Annotated in this window: 17 protein-coding genes and 2 tRNA genes; 1 reads left to right on the top strand and 18 read right to left on the bottom strand. The window is 41.5% G+C overall.

Annotated features, from left to right (window positions below; genetic code table 11):
• Window positions 1-9: 9 nt before the first annotated feature.
• From sufU to parE, 17 genes are all read right to left on the bottom strand, one after another.
• Complete coding sequence (sufU, locus tag HT722_RS02690; RefSeq protein WP_173277415.1) at window positions 10-450, bottom strand: Fe-S cluster assembly sulfur transfer protein SufU; 441 nt, start codon at window positions 448-450, stop codon at window positions 10-12.
• Entirely contained in the window at window positions 437-1,663 is a 1,227-nt protein-coding gene (locus HT722_RS02695; RefSeq protein ID WP_173277418.1) for a cysteine desulfurase, read from the bottom strand. Before HT722_RS02695 ends, sufU begins: the two co-directional genes overlap by 14 nt.
• A gap of 10 nt (window positions 1,664-1,673) precedes the next feature.
• Window positions 1,674-2,936, bottom strand: coding sequence for a Fe-S cluster assembly protein SufD (gene sufD / locus HT722_RS02700; protein ID WP_173277420.1), 1,263 nt, complete (start codon window positions 2,934-2,936; stop codon window positions 1,674-1,676).
• Between the two features lie 27 nt (window positions 2,937-2,963).
• Window positions 2,964-3,734 carry a Fe-S cluster assembly ATPase SufC gene (gene sufC, locus HT722_RS02705; protein WP_000114489.1) on the bottom strand — a complete coding sequence of 257 codons (771 nt, stop codon included), beginning with the start codon at window positions 3,732-3,734 and terminating at the stop codon, window positions 2,964-2,966.
• Between the two features lie 149 nt (window positions 3,735-3,883).
• Window positions 3,884-4,078, bottom strand: coding sequence for a DUF3272 domain-containing protein (locus HT722_RS02710; protein WP_001041547.1), 195 nt, complete (start codon window positions 4,076-4,078; stop codon window positions 3,884-3,886).
• A gap of 27 nt (window positions 4,079-4,105) precedes the next feature.
• The gene (gene dnaX / locus HT722_RS02715) at window positions 4,106-5,761 is read right to left on the bottom strand and encodes a DNA polymerase III subunit gamma/tau (RefSeq protein WP_173277422.1); all 1,656 of its coding nucleotides are present in this window, start codon (window positions 5,759-5,761) and stop codon (window positions 4,106-4,108) included.
• Window positions 5,761-6,258 (bottom strand): GAF domain-containing protein, encoded by a 498-nt coding sequence (locus HT722_RS02720; protein WP_173277424.1) that lies wholly within the window; start codon window positions 6,256-6,258, stop codon window positions 5,761-5,763. The genes dnaX and HT722_RS02720 overlap by 1 nt, the downstream gene beginning before the upstream one ends.
• 85 nt (window positions 6,259-6,343) lie before the next feature.
• A complete protein-coding gene (rpsA, locus tag HT722_RS02725; protein ID WP_001001631.1) occupies window positions 6,344-7,546 on the bottom strand; it encodes a 30S ribosomal protein S1 in 1,203 nt (400 codons plus the stop codon).
• A 162-nt stretch (window positions 7,547-7,708) separates the two neighbouring features.
• A tRNA-Gln gene (locus tag HT722_RS02730) sits at window positions 7,709-7,780 on the bottom strand.
• Between the two features lie 9 nt (window positions 7,781-7,789).
• Window positions 7,790-7,870, bottom strand: a tRNA-Tyr gene (locus HT722_RS02735).
• A gap of 49 nt (window positions 7,871-7,919) precedes the next feature.
• Entirely contained in the window at window positions 7,920-8,150 is a 231-nt protein-coding gene (locus HT722_RS02740) for a DUF2969 domain-containing protein (RefSeq protein ID WP_000037113.1), read from the bottom strand.
• A gap of 97 nt (window positions 8,151-8,247) precedes the next feature.
• The gene (locus HT722_RS02745; RefSeq protein ID WP_173277426.1) at window positions 8,248-10,215 is read right to left on the bottom strand and encodes a peptide ABC transporter substrate-binding protein; all 1,968 of its coding nucleotides are present in this window, start codon (window positions 10,213-10,215) and stop codon (window positions 8,248-8,250) included.
• Between the two features lie 22 nt (window positions 10,216-10,237).
• On the bottom strand, window positions 10,238-11,260 hold the full coding sequence (locus tag HT722_RS02750; protein WP_120007866.1) for a branched-chain amino acid aminotransferase: 1,023 nt from the start codon (window positions 11,258-11,260) through the stop codon (window positions 10,238-10,240).
• A 134-nt stretch (window positions 11,261-11,394) separates the two neighbouring features.
• Window positions 11,395-13,866: a DNA topoisomerase IV subunit A gene (gene parC / locus HT722_RS02755; protein WP_173277428.1), complete on the bottom strand. Its 2,472-nt coding sequence runs from the start codon at window positions 13,864-13,866 to the stop codon at window positions 11,395-11,397.
• A 481-nt stretch (window positions 13,867-14,347) separates the two neighbouring features.
• Window positions 14,348-14,908, bottom strand: coding sequence for a GTP pyrophosphokinase (locus HT722_RS02760; RefSeq protein ID WP_173277430.1), 561 nt, complete (start codon window positions 14,906-14,908; stop codon window positions 14,348-14,350).
• Window positions 14,905-15,765 carry an aminoglycoside 6-adenylyltransferase gene (locus HT722_RS02765; protein ID WP_173277432.1) on the bottom strand — a complete coding sequence of 287 codons (861 nt, stop codon included), beginning with the start codon at window positions 15,763-15,765 and terminating at the stop codon, window positions 14,905-14,907. Before HT722_RS02765 ends, HT722_RS02760 begins: the two co-directional genes overlap by 4 nt.
• A gap of 27 nt (window positions 15,766-15,792) precedes the next feature.
• Window positions 15,793-17,736 carry a DNA topoisomerase IV subunit B gene (gene parE, locus HT722_RS02770; protein ID WP_054392735.1) on the bottom strand — a complete coding sequence of 648 codons (1,944 nt, stop codon included), beginning with the start codon at window positions 17,734-17,736 and terminating at the stop codon, window positions 15,793-15,795.
• Window positions 17,737-17,871: 135 nt separating this feature from the next.
• Here parE and plsY point away from each other — a divergent pair, with 135 nt between their 5' ends.
• On the top strand, window positions 17,872-18,513 hold the full coding sequence (plsY, locus tag HT722_RS02775) for a glycerol-3-phosphate 1-O-acyltransferase PlsY (protein ID WP_173277435.1): 642 nt from the start codon (window positions 17,872-17,874) through the stop codon (window positions 18,511-18,513).
• A 36-nt stretch (window positions 18,514-18,549) separates the two neighbouring features.
• Here the strand turns inward: plsY and HT722_RS02780 are convergent, their stop codons facing one another.
• Window positions 18,550-19,506 carry an ABC transporter permease gene (locus tag HT722_RS02780; RefSeq protein ID WP_000029119.1) on the bottom strand — a complete coding sequence of 319 codons (957 nt, stop codon included), beginning with the start codon at window positions 19,504-19,506 and terminating at the stop codon, window positions 18,550-18,552.
• Window position 19,507 lies beyond the last annotated feature (1 nt).

Genomic DNA, 19,507 nt, shown 5'->3' on the forward strand with positions numbered 1-19,507 from the left:
AAACTTGTCTCATTGTTTTTCTTGATTTTCAATTGTTTTCTTAAGGGCATTCCAAGCTAGAGTTGCACACTTGATTCGTTGTGGGAATTTTGCAACACCTGACAAGAAAGCTGCATCGCTTAGTTGGTCTTGGCGTTCATCTTTTTGGCCTTGAACCATTTCAGAAAAAATAGTCGCAAGTTCTAAGATTTCTTTCTTGGTCTTGCCCAAAACAGCATCTGTCATCATGCTTGCAGAGGCAGTTGAGATAGTACAACCTGAGTTTAGAAAAGCGATATCTTCCAAACGATCCTCTGCATCAAACTTGACAGAGAGATTGATGACATCTCCACAGGTCGGATTGTTGAGACTGATTTGCTCAGCGTCTTCTAACTTCCCTTGATGATGTGGATTTTTCGAATGGTCTGCTACCACTGCCATATAAAGGCTATCTAGTTTAGAAAGTGCCATTGAAAAACTCCTTTGTCTTTTGTAAGGCATCGACTAGCTTGTCGCAATCTGCCTTGGTATTGTAGATATAAAAACTTGCACGAGCTGTTGCTGGAACATCCAAATACTGGAGCAAGGGTTGCGCACAGTGGTGACCCGCACGAACTGCCACACCTTCATAATCCAAAGCAGTCGCAAGGTCATGCGGATGAAGGTCGCCTAGGTTAAAGGCAATGACACCTGAACGTTGAGCCAAGTCCTGAGAACCGTAAATAGTCAATCCTTCAATCGCCTGCAGTTTTGGATAGACGTATGCTATCAATTCCTGTTCATGGGCTTCAATGGCATCCATACCAATCTTTTCCAGATAATCAACTGCAGCAGCAAGTCCGATGGCACCAGCCATGTTAGGAGTTCCAGCCTCGAATTTCCAAGGCAATTCCTTCCAACTAGCAGATTGTTCATAAACGAAATCAATCATCTCACCGCCAAATTCAACTGGTGACATTTGCTCCAGATACTTTTCTTTGCCATAAAGAACACCGATACCAGTCGGACCCGCCATCTTGTGACCTGAAAAGGCAAAGAAGTCCACATCCAAGTCCTGAACATCAATCTTCATATGAGGCGTAGATTGAGCACCATCCACCACCATGATGGCTCCCACTTGGTGGGATAATTGAGTGATTTCTTTGATTGGATTGACAACACCCAGAACATTTGAGGCGTGAGCTAGGGAGACAAACTTAACTCTATAAGTCAATTTAGCTCGCAAATCATCTATATCCAGAGCTCCATTCTTGAGATAGACATAGACAAGCTCTGCCCCAGTCTTACGACAGGCTTCCTGCCAAGGAATGATGTTGGAATGGTGTTCCATGACGGAAATCAAGACCTGGTCTCCCTCAGTCAAGACTTCCTCAGCATAACGCGCTACCCAGTTAAGACTGGTTGTCGTTCCTCTGGTAAAGAGAACTTCCTTTGTAGAATCTGCATTGATAAACTTACGAATGGTTTCACGAGCCGCCTCATAAGAAGCTGTCGCCCTTTCTGCCAAGGTATGAACACCACGGTGAACATTGGCATTGTCCTTCTCATAGTAGCGGTTGATTGTTTCCAGAACTGCTAGTGGTTTTTGTGTCGTTGCAGCATTGTCTAAATAGACCAATGGCTCATCGTTGACAATCTGGTCTAAAATTGGAAAATCCTTGCGAATCGCTTCTACATCTAACATAGTCTACCCCTTAGCGTTTTGACAATTTTTCTTCGATAGTCGCAATCATTTCATCACGAACTTCCTTGACTGGAATCTCAACGATAACGGAGCCAAGGAAACCACGGACAACCAAACGTTCTGCAGTTGCCTTATCCAAGCCACGGCTCATGAGGTAGTACATATCTTCTGGATCCACCTGACCGATAGAAGCCGCGTGTCCTGCAGTAACATCATTTTCGTCAATCAAAAGAATTGGATTGGCATCTGAACGCGCTTGGTCTGAAAGCATAAGAACACGGCTCTCTTGTTGCGCATCTGCTCCCTTGGCCCCCTTGATAATGTGGCCAATACCATTGAAAGTCAAAGTTGCTTTTTCAAGAATAACCCCATGTTGGAGGATATTTCCGATTGAGTTGCAACCATAGTTGGTTACACGAGTATCAATCCCTTGAACCTGACGACCACTTGAAAGAGCTACAACTTTCAGGTCAGCATGGCTACCATTACCAATCAAGTCACTATCAAAATCAGCAACGACATTTCCTTCGTTCATGACACCAATTGCCCAATCAATGCTTGCATCGTTGCCTAATTTACCACGACGGCTAATGTAAGCAGTGACGTTTTCACCTAGACGGTCGATCGCAGCAAACTTGACTTGAGCACCAGAACGTGCAATTACTTCTACTGTGATATTGGCAGTTGCTTTGGTACTACCCTCACCACGTGACTCTAAACGCTCCAGATAACTAATCTTAGAATTTTTACCAGCGATAATCATAATATGCTTGTTAAACGGCACATCGCTATCGCTGTCTTGATAGAAAATTCCTTCGATTGGTTCAGCAATTTCCACGTTATCAGGAATGTAGAGAACGGCACCACTATTGAAATACGCTGTGTGGTAGGCTGCCAACTTATCATCATCATACTTAACAGATGACATGAAGAATTCCTCAATAAGCTCTGGAATTTCTTCTAAAGCTGAGTAAAAATCTGTGAAGACAACACCCTGTTCAGCTAACTCAACTGGAGTTTGCTCAAAAACAGTCTGAGTTCCTACTTGCACCAACTTCAAGTGGTTATCTAGTGCAGTGAAATCTGGAACATTTGCTGATGGCTCGCTTTCTGTAATCGTTCCATCCCCCAGATTCCAACGGTGGAATTTGACACGCTCAATAACTGGTAATTCCAAAGTCTCAATCTTGTCAAAAGCTTTTTGACGGAGATCAGCCAACCAGCTTGGTTCAGCGTGCATTTCTGAAAAAAGTTTAATATTTTCTTTAGTCATTTACTTCTCCTAAAAGATACGAGGGAATTACAATTCTTCCTTGTAGTCGTAGCCAAGTTCTTCAGCTAGTTTTGCGTATCCTTCACGCTCCAAACGCGCAGCCAATTCTGGACCGCCTGAAAGGACAACACGACCTTCCATCATGACGTGTACCACATCAGGTGTGATGTAGTTCAAAAGACGTTGGTAGTGAGTGATAATCATAGCACCAAAGCCTTCACCACGCATGGCATTCACACCTTTAGACACAACTTTAAGGGCATCAATATCAAGACCTGAGTCAATCTCATCCAAAAGGGCAAAAGTTGGTTCCAACATCAAAAGTTGAAGAATCTCATTACGTTTTTTCTCACCACCAGAGAAACCTTCGTTGAGGTAACGCTCTGCCATTTCTTCTTTCATGTTGAGCAATTCCATTTTTTCATCTAGCTTAGTGATGAACTCGCGAACTGAAATCTTCTCATCGTCTTCTTTACCAGCATTCATGGCTGCACGAAGAAACTCAGCATTGGTAATTCCAGGAATTTCTGATGGGTATTGCATAGCAAGGAAAAGTCCCATACGCGCACGCTCATCTACTTCCAACTCAAGGATGTTTACGCCATCAAACAAAACTTCACCTTTGGTAACTTCATAGTTAGGGTTCCCCATGATAGCGGCAGAAAGAGTCGATTTACCTGTACCATTTGGTCCCATGATAGCGGCAATTTCACCTGTTTTCAGGGTCAGGTTAACCCCTTTTAAAATTTCTTTTCCTTCAATCTCAACGTGAAGATCTTTGATCTCTAATACTGACATGATAGTTCCTTTCTTTTTCAAGACTTTTACAGTACTTACTAGAAAAACGTCTGATTTCCCCAGAAATAGAGTAAAAGGTCTATAAATATACTTTTATAGTATAACAAAAAAAAGCCTAAAAGGCTTTGATTTTGTCTGGAAGCTGAGGGCTAGTCTTTCCTATTAAAATGCTGATCGATGACATCAACGATTTTGCCCATCACATAACTGACTCGGAAATTTCTAAAGAGCAAAATAGCCCAAAAGGCTGCCATAATATAGCGGCCAGTCATCCAGGCTTCATTGAAAAAATAGGTCTCAGCAGCTGTAAACAGCGCCATAATAATAAATTGTTGTTTATTCATAAACTTATTGTATCATGAATTCTTTCTTTAGTCTTCCTCTACCTTCACTTTATCAGCCAAAAATTCAAATCCTTCTGGAATCAGGCTTTCTTCTGCTTCTTTTTCAGTTTGAGAAGATTTGGCTTTGGCTGAAAAGGCTGCGCGAACTTCTTTCCATTCCTCCATGGAAATAGCTAAAATCTCAGGTGAAAAACCTGCTGCTTGACTGAGGATGTTGCCAAACATGGTGTTGAGATTGTCTCGTTTCATGGTTTGACCAGCATTGAAGTTAGATTCAAAAGCAAGAATGGCATGGTGTTCATTGGCTGCAACTGGTTGAGATCCGACTAGAAGGGCCTTGTCCGGCCCACCTAGACTTTCGATCACCTCTCCCCAGGCATTCTGCAAACGAATCAGATTTTGACGTGCTAAATCAGGATTTTCAACGGCCTCTTGTAAGATAGATTGAACTTTATTGCGATCCACACGATAGACGGTCTTGCCTGCCGCTGGGCGACTAGGAGCTGGACTTGTTGGCTTGGGCACAGTTCCCACATTGGCGAGTTCTTGTTTGAGACGTGTCACTTCCTGTCTCAGCGAAGCAATTTCATTTTCAACCGCTCCTGAAAGAAATGGCTCAGGCTTAATCTCCGCTAAACGAATGGTCATCATCTCAGCATAAATCTTGGGCTGCAAACTAGACTTAATATCTGCTAAACTCACTGTTGCTAAGCGAATCATTTCAAACAGATTTTCTTGAGGAAGTGCCAAGTTTTCCACAAAGACTGGACTATGATGAGTGTTTTCTCCACCTGTTTGAACAATTAACAAGTCTCTTAAATAGTACAAAAGGTCGGTCACAAAACGGGTCATGCTCTTACCATTGTCAAAGAGAAGATTTAAGCAAGCTAATGCTTTGGGAACATCCTGTTGAGACAAGGCAGCCACATAATCATCCAAGGCTGATAGGCTAATGGTGCCAGTAATTTCTTCAGAGATGGCAGTCGTCAATTCATTTCCCTGTGTTAGACTCAGGGCTTGATCCAAAATAGACAAGGCGTCCCGCATTCCACCTTCCGCCCGTCTGGCAATGATTTCCACAGCCTCTGGTTCAGAACTAATATTTTCTTTTTCTAAGATATAGTGGATATGTTCCTTAATATCCTGTGTCTTAATTGATTTAAATTCAAAACGTTGCACACGGGATAGAATAGTCGCAGGAATCTTGTGCAATTCAGTAGTAGCCAAAATAAAGACCACATTCTGTGTTGGCTCTTCCAGCGTTTTTAGAAGAGCATTAAAAGCCCCTGTAGACAGCATGTGAACCTCGTCTATGATATAAACCTTATAACGGGCAAGACTAGGGGCATAGGTAGATTTATCACGAATTTCACGGATTTCATCGACTCCATTATTAGAGGCCGCATCCATTTCGATGACATCTTCTAAACTACCGTCCGTCACTGCCTGACAAATATAGCAGTTATTACAAGGTTCACCACCCACTTGATTTGGGCAGTTCATAGCCTTGGCAAAGATCTTAGCTACACTGGTTTTTCCTGTTCCACGTGGACCAGAAAAAAGATAGGCATGACTTATTTTCTCTTGCTCCACTGCCTGTTTAAGAGTCTTAGCAACAACTTCTTGACCAACTAACTGGGAGAAGTTTTGACTTCTATATTTTCGATAAAGTGCTTGATACATTAAGATTTTTCCCCAAACATTGTAAAGTCCCATTTCGTATTTTCAAGCAAAATCGCGACAAATTGTTCCAAATAATCTCGATCCGTTGCATCGTAATCCTCAATCTCTGAAGAATCCAGATCCAAAACTCCAAGTAACTGACCATTCTTCATCATCGGCACCACAATTTCACTTTTAGCTAGACTGTCACAAGAAATATAGTTGGGATAGGTCCTTACATCACCAACCAGGACTGTTTCCTGAAACTCAGCAGCTTCACCACATACGCCCTTGCCTAGTGCAATACGGATACAGGAAACACCTCCTTGGAAGGGACCTAAAACCAATTCCTTTCCATCGAACAAATAAAAGCCTGCAAATACAGTATTAGGAAAGCGTGATTTTATGAGAGCACTGGCGTTGGAAAGATTAGCCAAAACATTGGTCTCGCCTTCCAATAGGAAGGACAATTCTTCATTTAACATTTGATAACGTGATTGTTTTTCTGATTTTAACATAGAACTATTATATCAAAAAAGGAGCAGAGACAAAAGAAAAATCCCTTGTTTAGTAAACAAAGGATTTTGTGAATTTTCAATTTGATTAAAGTTCGATATCACCAAACAAATCAGCCATTGAGAATCCTGTTTGTGTTTCTGGAAGTTCGAAATCACGTTTTTCTTGACGTTTTGGACGACGTGGACGAGCAGCACGTTTTTCTTCTTTTTGTCCTTCTTCTTGAGCTGGACGCTCTTCAAGAGCTTTGATAGAAAGTGATACGCGCTCTGCATCTGCGTTAACTTCAAGAACTTTAACTTGAACTTCTTGACCAACTTTAAGAGCTTCTTTTGGATTTTCAATACGTTTGTGTGAAATTTGTGATACGTGAACAAGTCCATCGATACCTGGCAATACTTCAACAAATGCACCGAAGTCAGTCAAACGTTTAACTGTTCCTTCTACTACATCACCTTTAGCCAATTTTTGCTCAACGCCATCCCATGGTCCAGGTGTTGTTGCTTTAAGTGAAAGTGATACACGTCCTTCTTCTTCGTTAAGATCAAGGATTTTCACTTCAATTTCTTCACCAACAGTTACAACTGATTTTGGTGATACGTTACGTTCGTGTGACAATTCAGTCAAGTGAACCAATCCGTCAACACCACCAAGGTCGATGAAAGCACCAAAGCTTGTGATACGAGCAACTTTACCAGTTACAACATCACCAACAGCCAATTTACCGAATACTTCAGCGCGAGCTGCTGCTGTAGCTGCTTCAACAACTTCACGACGTGAAAGGATAAAGCGGTTTTCTTTAGCGTCAACTTCTTTGATTTTAGCGTCAAATTCTTGACCTACAAAACGCTCAGTGTTACGTACGAAACGAGTATCCAACATTGAAGCTGGGATAAATCCACGAACACCTTCAAATTCTACTGAAAGTCCACCTTTAACGGCACGAGTTCCTTTAACAGTAACAACTTCTTCTTCGCGACCAACAAGTTTGTCCCATGCTTTGCGAGCTTCAAGGCGTTTTTTAGATACAAGGTATGTAACTGTATCAGTATCTTTACCAACTACTTGACGAAGTACAAGAACATCCAATACTTCTCCTACTTTAACAAAGTCATTGATATCTGCATCGCGATCGTTTGTCAATTCGCGAAGAGTCAAGACACCTTCAACACCAGTTCCAGAGATTGCAACGTTAGCTTGAGTCGCATCAACTGTCAATACTTCAGCACTAACAACATCACCAGTCTCAACTTGGCTAACGCTATTTAGCAAATCTTCAAATTCGTTCATCTAAAAAATCCTCCAACAATCAAGTTTTTTCTTAAACTTGACATACTTATAATTTTTTTCCTAAGCACCCGCAAGGACATGTTCATATCATTCACGTCTTTCAATTATAAAAATAAAATACCCTAAGATATTTTGCTTTTTATCTTGATTATTACCTAAGAACTGGGGTAGCTGGATTCGAACCAACGCATGAGGGAGTCAAAGTCCCTTGCCTTACCGCTTGGCTATACCCCATTGATAAAATGGAGAGAGAGGGATTCGAACCCCCGAACCCGAAGGAGCGGATTTACAGTCCGCCGCGTTTAGCCTCTTCGCTATCTCTCCTACAATCAACATGGACTATTATATCATGAAAATTTCAAAAAAACAAGACTTATTTTGCTAAATTATAATTTTCAATCAAAATTTCCACAGCTTTTTCCAATTTTTTATAAAAACTATCGACATTCCCATTCTTTATGATGGCAAATTGTCCGTCTAATTCGGCAATTTCTCCGATAACTTTTTTACCAATAGTCAAGGTATAACCTTCAAAACTGTCTTTTCCAACATTAACTTTGGCATCTGCTACTTGAATTTCGATTTTTTTATCTTTCTTGCTCATTTCATACCTCTCTTCACTTTTTCTATTTTACAAGAAAATCCTAAAACTAGCAAGAAAAAACTCTATATCAGGCTTGTCTGACATAGAGTTTTCTGCTTTATTTAACATGTTTTTCTAGTTCTTTTTGATATTTGCTATTGGATTCCAATTTTTCTTTTTGCCATTTTTTAAGAGCTTCGTCATATTCTTTTGTTGTAACAATATCTTTTTGCAATTTCATTCCTTTAAAGATATATGGATCCCCCTTAATACCAACTTGTGAGTATGGTTTTGAGAATGGTACTACGTTACTTACAACTGGAGAACCACCAGATGAGGCTGTTGGCATCAATAATGAACTATCTGTCAACCAAGCTTGAGCTTTGGCATATTTTTCATATCTCTTCTCTAAGTCAGTGGTCTCAGAAACAGCATCTTCTAACAATTTCTTATATTGATCCAAACCAAGTTTAGCGACAACATCCTTATCTTTTCCTTTCGTAATACCAAGGTGTTTCATGGCAGAACCAGATTTTGGATCCATAATATTCAAGTAAGACGCTGGATCTTGATAGCTTGGAGCCCATCCTGTACTGTTCAAATCATAGTCTTTTTGAGAAGGAACACGCGCTTGTGATGTAATGGTTTCTTTTTCATTATCTGTCATTTGAAGTACATCGATGACAACATTTTCAGCACCAAGAGTTGATTCAATAGACTGTTTGAAAGAGTTGCTTTGTTGAACGGCGATAGTATCTGTTTGTTCAACCGGGACATCCAAGTGAATTGGGAAGGTTACCCCTTTAGATTCCAAGTCTTTCTTAGCTTTTTCGAAAGCAGCTTTAGCCTTGTCAGGGTTGTAGATAGAATCCTTACCGTCAACTAGCTCAACACCTTTCCATTGGTCCCCATAGTTCACCAACTCCGCTTGTGCGATTTGACCAAAGTTCTTACCACCTGCTTGTACGAAGTTATCTGGAACAAGGCTGTTACGAATAATCTTGTCCGCACCATCTTCACCGTTTAGCTGGGCAGCATACGAATGACGGTTGAAGGCAAAGTTGATAGCCTGACGGAAGTCCTTATTAAGCATAGCTTCTTTTGTAGAAGTCTTTTGCTCTTCGCTTGTTTTCGCAGTTTTATTGTATGACTGACGATTTACGTTAAAGGTGAAGTAATAACTACTTGAGTCCTGTGGGCTATAAGTGATTTTATCTCCGTATTGTTCCAAAGTTGAAGCAAAGTTTGAGCTGCTTGGGAAGAGACGGGCTGTCGTATAAGCACCAGAGGAGAAGCTACGGATCAAAGACTCCTGATCTGAACCATCGTAGTAGGTCAATTTAATCTTCTCAATTTTAACATTTTCTTTATCCCAGTAATTTGGATTTTTTTCATATTCAATCAACGATTTAGAAGTCAATGTTTTTAAGAAATAAGGACCATTGTAGAGAATACCTGCTGGGCTAACCTCTCCGTAATTCTTTCCAGATGCCTTTAAAAACTCTTCATTTACAGGTAACATCGTCGCTGTTGTAACTTTTGAATTCCAGAAACTTTCTGGCGCATTCAATGTATACTCAACTGTGTAGTCATCCAAAGCTTTAACACCAACTGTAGAGAAATCATTGGTTTCACCAGTCATATAGGCGTCCAAGCCCTTGATGGAATTTTGGATGAGAGAGACACCGTCTGACTTACCATCAGCCACGTGTTTTAGTCCTGTCACAAAGTCATGGGCTGTTACTTCTGCGTATTCTTCACCTTCTGAAGTGTACCATTTCACTCCTTTACGAAGTTTATAGGTATAAGTCAATCCATCTTTTGAGACAGACCAATCCTCAGCCAAAGAAGGAATAACATTACCATATTTATCATTTTCCATCAAACCATCAACGACATTCCCGATAATATCTGTTGTGGATGTACGCGTTGCTATGCTGTAGTCCAAGGATGCTGGATCCACTGCATAGACATAAGAAAATGTTGTCGGAGCATCTGCTTCTTTATCAGCTTTTCCACAGGCTGCTAAAAGAGCTGTTGTGCTCAGGACCACTCCTGCTGTTAAGAGCCACTTTTTCGATTTCATCAAAAATCTCCTTTTGTTTATTTTAATCTACTTTTACAATCCAACCTTCTGGCGCTGGAATATCACCAAACTGAATTCCTGTCAGTTCATCATAGAGTTTACGAGTCACAGGTCCTACTTCTGTTTCACTATAGAAAACATGGAAATCATCACCGTGTTGAATACCTCCAATTGGAGAAATAACCGCTGCCGTACCACAAGCACCTGCCTCTACAAAACGGTCAAGGTTATCAATTGGAACATCTCCTTCAATAGGAGTTAAGCCCAAGCGATGTTCTGCCAAATAAAGCAAGGAATACTTGGTAATAGATGGCAAGATAGATGGACTCAATGGTGTTACAAATTCATTATCAGCTGTAATTCCAAAGAAGTTAGCTGATCCGACTTCTTCAATCTTTGTATGAGTTGAAGGGTCTAGGTAAATAACATCTGAGAAATGACGTGACTTGGCCAATTTCCCTGGCAAGAGACTGGCAGCATAGTTTCCACCAACCTTTGCCGCACCTGTACCATTTGGAGCTGCACGGTCGTATTCATCCTGAATCAAGAAGTTGGTTGGGACCAAACCACCCTTAAAGTAATTTCCAACTGGCATAGCAAAGATAGTAAAAATATACTCCTCTGCTGGTTTTACCCCGATAATATCTCCGACACCGATCAAAAGAGGGCGAAGATAGAGGGTTCCACCTGTTCCGTACGGTGGTACGTATTCTTCATTCGCACGAACAACTGCTTTACAAGCTTCTACAAACATTTCTGTCGGAACTTGTGGCATCAAGAGACGGTCACATGTCCGTTGCAGACGTTTGGCATTTTCATCAGGCCGGAACAGTTGAATACTGCCATCCTTAGTACGATAAGCTTTCAAACCTTCAAATGCTTGTTGTCCATAGTGGAGACTTGGAGAAGACTCTGAAATATGCAAAGTTGCATCCTCTGTAAGCTCTCCTTGATTCCATTGTCCATTTTTAAAATGAGCAATATAGCGATAAGGTAATTTCATATAGGAAAAACCAAGGTTTTCCCAATCAATCGTTACTGTCATATTCCACTCCTTATTCTAAAAACCTATTTCTTATATTCTACACTATTTTTCTAAAATAGCAAGTATATTTTGTAATTTTCAGAAAATTTCTTCAATAAAAAGAACCAGCTCTTAGAACTGATTCTTCATTTCACTTATTTAGTTTCAGTAAATACTTCTTTAAGATAAGCATCAAAAACTTCTTCATCTGAAATCGTGTCAGAAATGAAGCTTCCATTGCTAGTGCGTTCTGACAAGTTCAAGTCTTGCAATCGGCTTTCATAGATTGTTCCTTTGTTGGATTGAACAAGCAGAGTTTGGTCGTTCCCGTCCACTTCTGTACTAAAGAGGTCACCAACGAAGCCTTGTTCTGCAACTGCTCCTGCTAAGAAGACACGATGCGGTTTATTTTTCAACTCACGCAAGACTTGTAGTCCGCGTTTGGCACGACTGGTTGCTGGAATTTCCTCAATAGAAACACGTTTTAAACTTCCACGTTGGGTCAAGAGATAGAAGGACGGGGTGTTACAGATAAAGGCGGATTGGAGAATATCATCTTCTTTCAAATTCATAGCTTTGACACCTGCCGCCTTGGCACCAACAACCGGAACCTCTTCAATATTGAAACGCAGGGCATAACCATTTTGGCTAATCAAAAGAACATCATCTAGTTTAATCGGAGCCACTGCTACAATCTGGTCTGCCTCGTCTTTGAGCTTAGCATACTTGACAGACTTAGACTTGTAGGTCCGCCATGGAGTGAATTCTTTGCGCTCTACCCGTTTGATTTGACCGAGACGAGTGGCTGCAAAGTAGGTTGTCGCATCGTCAAACTGATCCACTACTTCCACATAAAGGATTTCTTCATTCGTTTCGAAGTTTGTAATGGTCTGGCTCAGATGCTCTCCGATATCCTTCCAGCGAATATCTGCCAATTCATGGATTGGTCGATAAATGACATTCCCAAGACTTGTGAACATCAAAAGATGCTGGGTGGTCTTGACAGATTGTACAAAGATCAAACGATCGTCATCACGTTTGCCAATTTCTTCCAGAGTGGAAGCCGCAAAGGAACGTGGACTGGTACGCTTGATGTAACCTGCCTTGGTCACGCTGACATAGGTATCTTCCTCGGCGATAAGACTAGCTGTATCAATCTCGATTGCTTTCGCAGTGTCTTCTAAAGAACTTAAACGCGGAGTTGCAAATTTCTTCTTGACCTCACGAAGTTCTTTCTTCATGAGATTGTACATGGTCCGTTCATCACCGATAATCGCAGCAAGCATAGCAATCTTCTCACGAAGTTCTGCTTCTTCTTCCTGCAAGACAACCACATCGGTATTGGTCAAACGATACAGTTGCAAGGTTACGATAGCCTCAGCCTGCTCCTCTGTAAAATCATAGCTGACCTTGAGATTTTCCTTGGCGTCAGCCTTATTCTCAGATGCACGGATAAGAGCAATAACCTCGTCCAAAATCGAAATCACGCGAATCAAACCTTCGACGATATGGAGACGCTTCTCAGCCTTTTCCTTGTCAAATCGGGAACGAGCCAAAATCACTTCACGACGGTGGGCGATATAGCTAGATAAGATTGGGACAATCCCAACCTGACGAGGTGTAAAATTGTCAATCGCCACCATGTTGAAGTTGTAGTTGATTTGCAGGTCTGTGTATTTGAAGAGATAGTTGAGAACGAGCTCCGTATTAGCGTCTTTTTTGAGCTCAATCGCAATACGAAGACCATCACGGTCAGACTCATCACGAACCTCAGCAATGCCTGCCACCTTGTTATTGACACGAACATCATCGATTTTCTTGACCAGATTGGCCTTGTTGATTTCATAAGGAATCTCAGTAATAACGATTTGTTCCTTACCACCTTTTAGCTTTTCAATCTCAGTCTTGGAACGAACAACCACGCGCCCTTTCCCAGTTTCGTAGGCCTTCTTAATTTCATCACGACCTTGGATGATCCCTCCTGTCGGGAAGTCTGGTCCAGGTAAAAATTCCATGAGTTTGTCAACTTTGGCAGTTGGATGGTCAATCATGTAAACCGCAGCATCAATGACCTCAGCCAAATTATGCGGTGGAATGTCTGTGGCATATCCAGCCGAAATACCAGTCGAACCATTGACTAAGAGGTTTGGAAAGGCTGCTGGTAAGACTGTCGGCTCTTTCTCCGTATCGTCAAAGTTCCAAGCAAAGGGAACAGTCTTTTTCTCGATATCCTGAAGAAGGTAGCCTGCAATTTCAGACAGACGTGCCTCAGTATAACGCATAGCCGCAGGCGGATCTCCGTCCATAGAACCGTTATTACCGTGCATTTCAACTAGAATCTCACGATTTTTCCAATCTTGTGACATACGGACCATGGCATCATAGATAGAAGAATCCCCGTGTGGGTGGAAATTCCCCATGATGTTACCGACAGACTTGGCCGACTTGCGGTAGCTCTTGTCAAAGGTATTGCCATCCTTATTCATAGAATAAAGAATACGACGCTGAACCGGCTTCAAGCCATCACGAATATCTGGCAAAGCCCGGTCTTGAATAATGTACTTGGAGTAGCGACCAAAACGCTCTCCCATGATGTCCTCCAGGGACATGTTTTGAATGTTACTCATATAGGATACAGAGCCCGTAAAATATCAAGTGAAAATAGAAAATTCTTGAAGTAAGCAAGCTCACCAGAGAATTTGTCTTTTTCACGCGTCATTTAGGGCGTGTTCAACTCCTTTCAAAGAATGTAGAGTAGGTTTTTACAGAAAAGGTGTTCAGTTAAGATACAAAGGGACGATTCGGCTTGCCGAAAATTTCTATAGAGAAATAGGAAATCGATGCAAGGATTCAATGAACCCAAGGCAATTTCTCTTTTTTCTAAGTCTTAGTCCCGTGTTCAGTTACTATAAGTAACCAAACTATCCTTTCTGTAGTTTAAAGTGTTTAAAATTTATTAATTCGGTTAGTATTAAGGAATTTTCACACAGCATTTAGGGCATGTTCAATTCCTTTCGAAGAATGTAGTGTATTTTTTATGGAAAAAGAAAAAATATAGAGTAAGTGAGTTTCATCCAATTCCTGTATCGCCATTTCCACTTGAAATGTCTACTCCACAAATCCTCGTTTATACTTGATATGGCTGGCGATATTACTATCTACATCTTTCTTATCCCAAAGTTGGAGTTCCCATGGGTAGTAAAAATTACTTTTATTTTTAAAATAGATATGAATACCGACATAGCCATCTTTATCACGTAAATACCAGTTTTTTAGTCCGTACAGCTCTTGCCAATCATCTAATTCCTCCATGACTTGAGCAATCTCTTTGGAACTTAAAATCATACGAGCACCAAAAATATCATTAAGAATAGAATTCACAGGATATCCCTCTTGACGCTCTGAAAAACGTGTAATTTTATCTAAAATAGACTCAGAAGTTTTGACACGATAAACATAGGCAATATCTTGGACATCTGCTTTCATCAGATAATCATTAATTGACTCATGTAAATTCAGACGGTAGGCCAAAATCGCTTTAGTCGGAACTTTTGAAAATGTATGCTTGAGATTGATTTTTTCCACCTTACCCGTTTCAAAATAATCTTTAGAATATTCTCGATGAATACGATTAATCTCTGTAATGAGGCGTTCCACTTTTTCAATCATGAGTCTTCTCCTCTCGCTTTTTCATTTTTCCAATTATTCCCAAACTTCTTCACTCTTTCCTCAGCATACTCAATCATCTTCTCAGCCACTTCCTTATCGTAGGCAAAGCCCAGCTTTTGAGCAAGAGATTGAGCTTCTTTGTGGAAAAGTTGCATCGTGGCAAACAAAGACTGAGTGATTTTGTCTAAACTTGAGAAATCAAGAAGATTTGAGAATTCATTCTCTTTCTCAGCAGGTAAATAGTTAAAGAGATATTTATAATTCTTGCCGACGTCTACTTTTCCCTTATCACTTGCTACCTGCCAAGCCAAAATTTTCAAGAATTCTTGTTGACAAATGCCGTAGAGATGGTCAGTGGCATAGATGACTTGCTTACGACAGATTCCTTTGACCACGTAGGCTGACACCCACCAAAATTCATTGCAGGAATTTTTAAAATCTGTCTCAGTAGCTGGATGTATCCAGAAACGCTTTGGACTGGGATAATATGACTCAAACAGGCTCTTCTCATCTTCTAAAACTATGAATTTCGACTCGCTATCTACCCATTCTTTCATGTGTTCTTTAGGGCAGAGGGTCAAATCAATGCGATTACCATCTTCAAAAAGCATAAGATTTAGACGACGATGGTCAAGAGCAACCTCTTGCTCGATAACGCGTTTGCCAAACTGGTCCAACCAAGATAAATCTGTAATCAGCTCGTCCAGATTCTCTATAACATAGACTACGTCATAGTCTTGAAATTCATCTTTTGAGACTTTTGTATCAGTCCGTGAACCAGACATGGCGACAGCCGCGACTTGTAAGGTTTCAGCAGTCTTTAAAATTACATCGAGCATTTCTGTTTCAGTTCTCATGTTTATACCCATTCATTAAAAACTAACTTAAAAAACTGTCGCTTCTTCCAGCGTAAACTTGACATTGTCTTCAATCCACTTACGGCGTGGTTCGACCTTGTCGCCCATGAGGACATTGACGCGGCGTTCGGCGCGGGCTAGGTCTTCGATTGTGACACGGATGAGGGTACGAGTTTCTGGGTTCATGGTTGTTTCCCAGAGCTGATCTGCATTCATCTCACCAAGTCCTTTATATCGTTGGAGGGTAGCGCCTTTACCGAACTGCTTGCGGAGTTCTTCTAGCTCTCCGTCCGTCCAAGCATAGGCCACTTCTTCTTTCTTGCCTTTACCTTTTGACATCTTGTAAAGAGGTGGAAGGGCGATATAGACATGACCTGCCTCGACTAGAGGACGCATGTAACGGTAGAAAAATGTCAAGAGCAAGGTCTGGATATGGGCACCATCAGTATCCGCATCGGTCATGATAATGATCTTGTCATAGTTGGCGTCTTCAAGGGAGAAGTCTGCTCCCACACCTGCACCGATGGTATAAATCATCGTGTTGATTTCTTCATTTTTGAGAATATCCGCCATCTTGGCCTTGGCTGTATTGATAACCTTACCACGAAGAGGCAAGATGGCCTGGAACTTGCGGTCACGACCTTGCTTGGCAGAACCGCCGGCAGAGTCCCCCTCAACCAGATAGAGTTCATTCTTAGCAGGATTCTTAGACTGGGCTGGGGTCAATTTCCCAGACAGCAAGCCCTTGTCTTTTTTATTTTTCTTCCCATTTCGGCTCTCATCACGCGCCTTACGTGCCGCTTCGCGAGCATCACGGGCCTTAATAGCCTTGCGAATGAGGTTAGAAGCCAATTCTCCATTTTCCATAAGGAAGAAGGTCAACTTATCCGCCACAATGCCATCCACAACCGGACGAGCAAGTGGACTCCCCAGTTTGTCCTTAGTCTGGCCTTCAAATTGAAGGTGTTCTTCAGGAACCAAGATAGAAAGAACGGCCGCTAGCCCCTCACGATAGTCTGACCCTTCAAGGTTTTTATCTTTTTCCTTGAGAAGCCCCGTCTTACGCGCGTAGTCATTCATGACCTTAGTAATGGCAGACTTGAGTCCTGTTTCATGCGTTCCGCCGTCCTTGGTACGAACGTTATTGACAAAGGAGAGAATGTTATCTGAAAATCCATCATTGTACTGGAGAGCTACTTCCACTTGAAAGCCATTATCCTCACCTTCAAAGTAAAGAACTGGCGTTAAGGTCTCCTTGTCTTCGTTCAGATAAGAAACAAAGTCTTGTACCCCATTCTCATAGTGGAATTCAATCGCTTCATCTGTTCGCTTATCTGTCAGAGACAAGGTCACATTTTTCAAGAGAAAGGCTGACTCATTGAGACGTTCTGAAATGGTATTGTACTTGAAGTCTGTCGTAGAAAAGATAGTCGCATCAGGCATGAAGGTAACCTTGGTACCTGTCTTAGACTTAGGCGCTGTACCGATTTTCTTCAAAGTCGTAACAGGTTTGCCACCATTTTCAAAACGTTGCTTGTAAACTGCGCCATCACGGGTGATTTCAACTTCTAGCCAGCTAGAAAGGGCATTAACAACGGAAGAACCCACCCCGTGAAGTCCACCTGATGTCTTGTAGCCACCCTGACCGAATTTTCCTCCTGCGTGAAGAATGGTAAAGATAACCTCAACCGTTGGAATCCCCATAGCGTGCATACCTGTCGGCATCCCACGACCATGGTCTTGAACCGTTAAACTGCCATCTTTATTGATGGTCACATCAATACGGTCACCAAATCCAGACAAGGCCTCATCGACAGCATTGTCGACGATTTCCCAGACTAGGTGGTGGAGACCAGCCCCATCAGTCGATCCGATATACATCCCTGGACGTTTTCGGACCGCATCCAACCCTTCTAGCACCTGAATGGCATCATCATTATAATTATTAATATTGATTTCCTTTTTTGACACAAGGAACCTCCTATTCGTTCATCTTTACTATTCTACAGGTTTTCTAAGGATTTTGCAAAATTTTTCTTTCTCCGATGTGACAATTTCAGAAGTGATTCTCTGCCTTTCTTTTCCATTTCATGATATAATAGGAGTATGATGACAATAGTTTTATTAATCCTAGCTTATCTGCTGGGTTCGATTCCGTCTGGTCTCTGGATTGGACAAGTATTCTTTCAAATCAATCTGCGCGAGCATGGTTCTGGAAATACTGGAACAACCAATACTTTCCGCATTTTAGGTAAGAAAGCAGGTATGGTGACCTTTGTGATTGACTTTTTCAAAGGAACCCTAGCAACGCTTCTTCCGATTATGTTTCATCTACAAGGCGTTTCGCCTCTCATCTTTGGACTTTTGGCTGTCATTGGACATACTTTCCCTATCTTTGCAGGATTTAAGGGTGGTAAGGCTGTCGCAACCAGTGCTGGAGTGATTTTCGGATTTGCGCCTGTTTTCTGCCTCTACCTTGCGGTTGTTTTCTTTGGAACCCTCTATCTTGGTAGTATGATTTCACTTTCCAGTGTCACAGCATCTATCGCAGCTGTTATCGGAGTTCTACTCTTTCCACTTTTTGGTTTTATCCTGAGCAATTATGATCCTCTATTCATCGCTATTATCCTAGCACTGGCTAGTTTGATTATCATTCGGCATAAGGATAATATCACACGTATCCAGAATAAGACTGAAAATCTTGTTCCTTGGGGATTAAACTTAACCCATCAAAATTCTAAAAAATAAACGCCAGTTTGAACAGAACTGACGTTTTTTGTATGCTTATTTTGATTTGATATAGTTGATACCATCTGCTTTTGGTGCAACTGCTTTTCCAAAGAAGGCTGCCAAGACAAGAATGGTCAAAACATAAGGTGCGATTTGAAGGTAAACCGCAGGAACTCCTTGTAGGAACGGCAATTGAGAGCCGATAACAGCCAAACTTTGTGAAAGTCCAAAGAAGAGACTAGATAGCATGGCTCCGATTGGATTCCATTTTCCGAAGATCATCGCAGCAAGGGCGATAAATCCAGGTCCAACAATAGTTGTTACTGAGAAGTTAACTGAGATTGATTGAGCATAAATCGCTCCACCAATTCCACCTAGGAAACCGGAAATAATAACCCCTAAATATCTCATCTTGTAGACATTGATTCCCAAGGTATCCGCTGCTTGAGGGTGTTCACCGACAGAGCGGAGACGAAGACCAAAACGGGTCTTGAAGAGGATAAACCAAGCAAGGAACGAGAAGGCAATCGCGATATAACCTAGCAGACTTGTTGACTTGAAGAAGATATCACCAATAACTGGGATATTTGCCAAGACTGGGAAGTCAAAGCGTCCAAAAGTTTGACTTAGGTTGTCGGTTTGTCCTTTGTTATAAAGAACTTTAACCAAGAAAACAGCCAAGGCAGGCGCCATCAAATTTAATACTGTACCGCTGACAACATGGTCTGCACGGAAATGAACCGTCGCTGCTGCGTGGATGATAGAAAAGATTCCCCCTACCAATCCTGCTACAAGCAAAGATAGCCATGGAGTTGCTGCTCCAAATTGTTCTGCAAATTCAAGGTTAAAGACGACTCCAGAAAAGGCACCCATAACCATAATTCCTTCAAGGCCAACGTTTACCACACCACCACGTTCAGAGAAAACACCGCCAATACTTGTAAAGATGAGGGGTGCTGAGTAAATCAGCATAGAAGACACCAAGAGGGTGAGCAAGGTTGTAATAGACATC

The organism is Streptococcus sp. 53 (genome assembly GCF_013276565.1).
GTDB lineage: Bacteria > Bacillota > Bacilli > Lactobacillales > Streptococcaceae > Streptococcus.

Bases quoted from the DNA above. Each gene is read 5' to 3' on its own strand.
- HT722_RS02695 (WP_173277418.1), bottom strand. From the start codon at position 1,663: ATGTTAGATGTAGAAGCGATTCGCAAGGATTTTCCAATTTTAGACCAG.
- sufU (WP_173277415.1), bottom strand. From the start codon at position 450: ATGGCACTTTCTAAACTAGATAGCCTTTATATGGCAGTGGTAGCAGAC.
- parC (WP_173277428.1), bottom strand. From the start codon at position 13,866: ATGAGTAACATTCAAAACATGTCCCTGGAGGACATCATGGGAGAGCGT.
- HT722_RS02745 (WP_173277426.1), bottom strand. From the start codon at position 10,215: ATGAAATCGAAAAAGTGGCTCTTAACAGCAGGAGTGGTCCTGAGCACA.
- HT722_RS02740 (WP_000037113.1), bottom strand. From the start codon at position 8,150: ATGAGCAAGAAAGATAAAAAAATCGAAATTCAAGTAGCAGATGCCAAA.
- HT722_RS02760 (WP_173277430.1), bottom strand. From the start codon at position 14,908: ATGATTGAAAAAGTGGAACGCCTCATTACAGAGATTAATCGTATTCAT.
- sufC (WP_000114489.1), bottom strand. From the start codon at position 3,734: ATGTCAGTATTAGAGATCAAAGATCTTCACGTTGAGATTGAAGGAAAA.
- sufD (WP_173277420.1), bottom strand. From the start codon at position 2,936: ATGACTAAAGAAAATATTAAACTTTTTTCAGAAATGCACGCTGAACCA.
- plsY (WP_173277435.1), top strand. From the start codon at position 17,872: ATGATGACAATAGTTTTATTAATCCTAGCTTATCTGCTGGGTTCGATT.
- rpsA (WP_001001631.1), bottom strand. From the start codon at position 7,546: ATGAACGAATTTGAAGATTTGCTAAATAGCGTTAGCCAAGTTGAGACT.
- HT722_RS02710 (WP_001041547.1), bottom strand. From the start codon at position 4,078: ATGAATAAACAACAATTTATTATTATGGCGCTGTTTACAGCTGCTGAG.
- HT722_RS02780 (WP_000029119.1), bottom strand. From the start codon at position 19,506: ATGTCTATTACAACCTTGCTCACCCTCTTGGTGTCTTCTATGCTGATT.
- HT722_RS02750 (WP_120007866.1), bottom strand. From the start codon at position 11,260: ATGACAGTAACGATTGATTGGGAAAACCTTGGTTTTTCCTATATGAAA.
- HT722_RS02765 (WP_173277432.1), bottom strand. From the start codon at position 15,765: ATGAGAACTGAAACAGAAATGCTCGATGTAATTTTAAAGACTGCTGAA.
- dnaX (WP_173277422.1), bottom strand. From the start codon at position 5,761: ATGTATCAAGCACTTTATCGAAAATATAGAAGTCAAAACTTCTCCCAG.
- HT722_RS02720 (WP_173277424.1), bottom strand. From the start codon at position 6,258: ATGTTAAAATCAGAAAAACAATCACGTTATCAAATGTTAAATGAAGAA.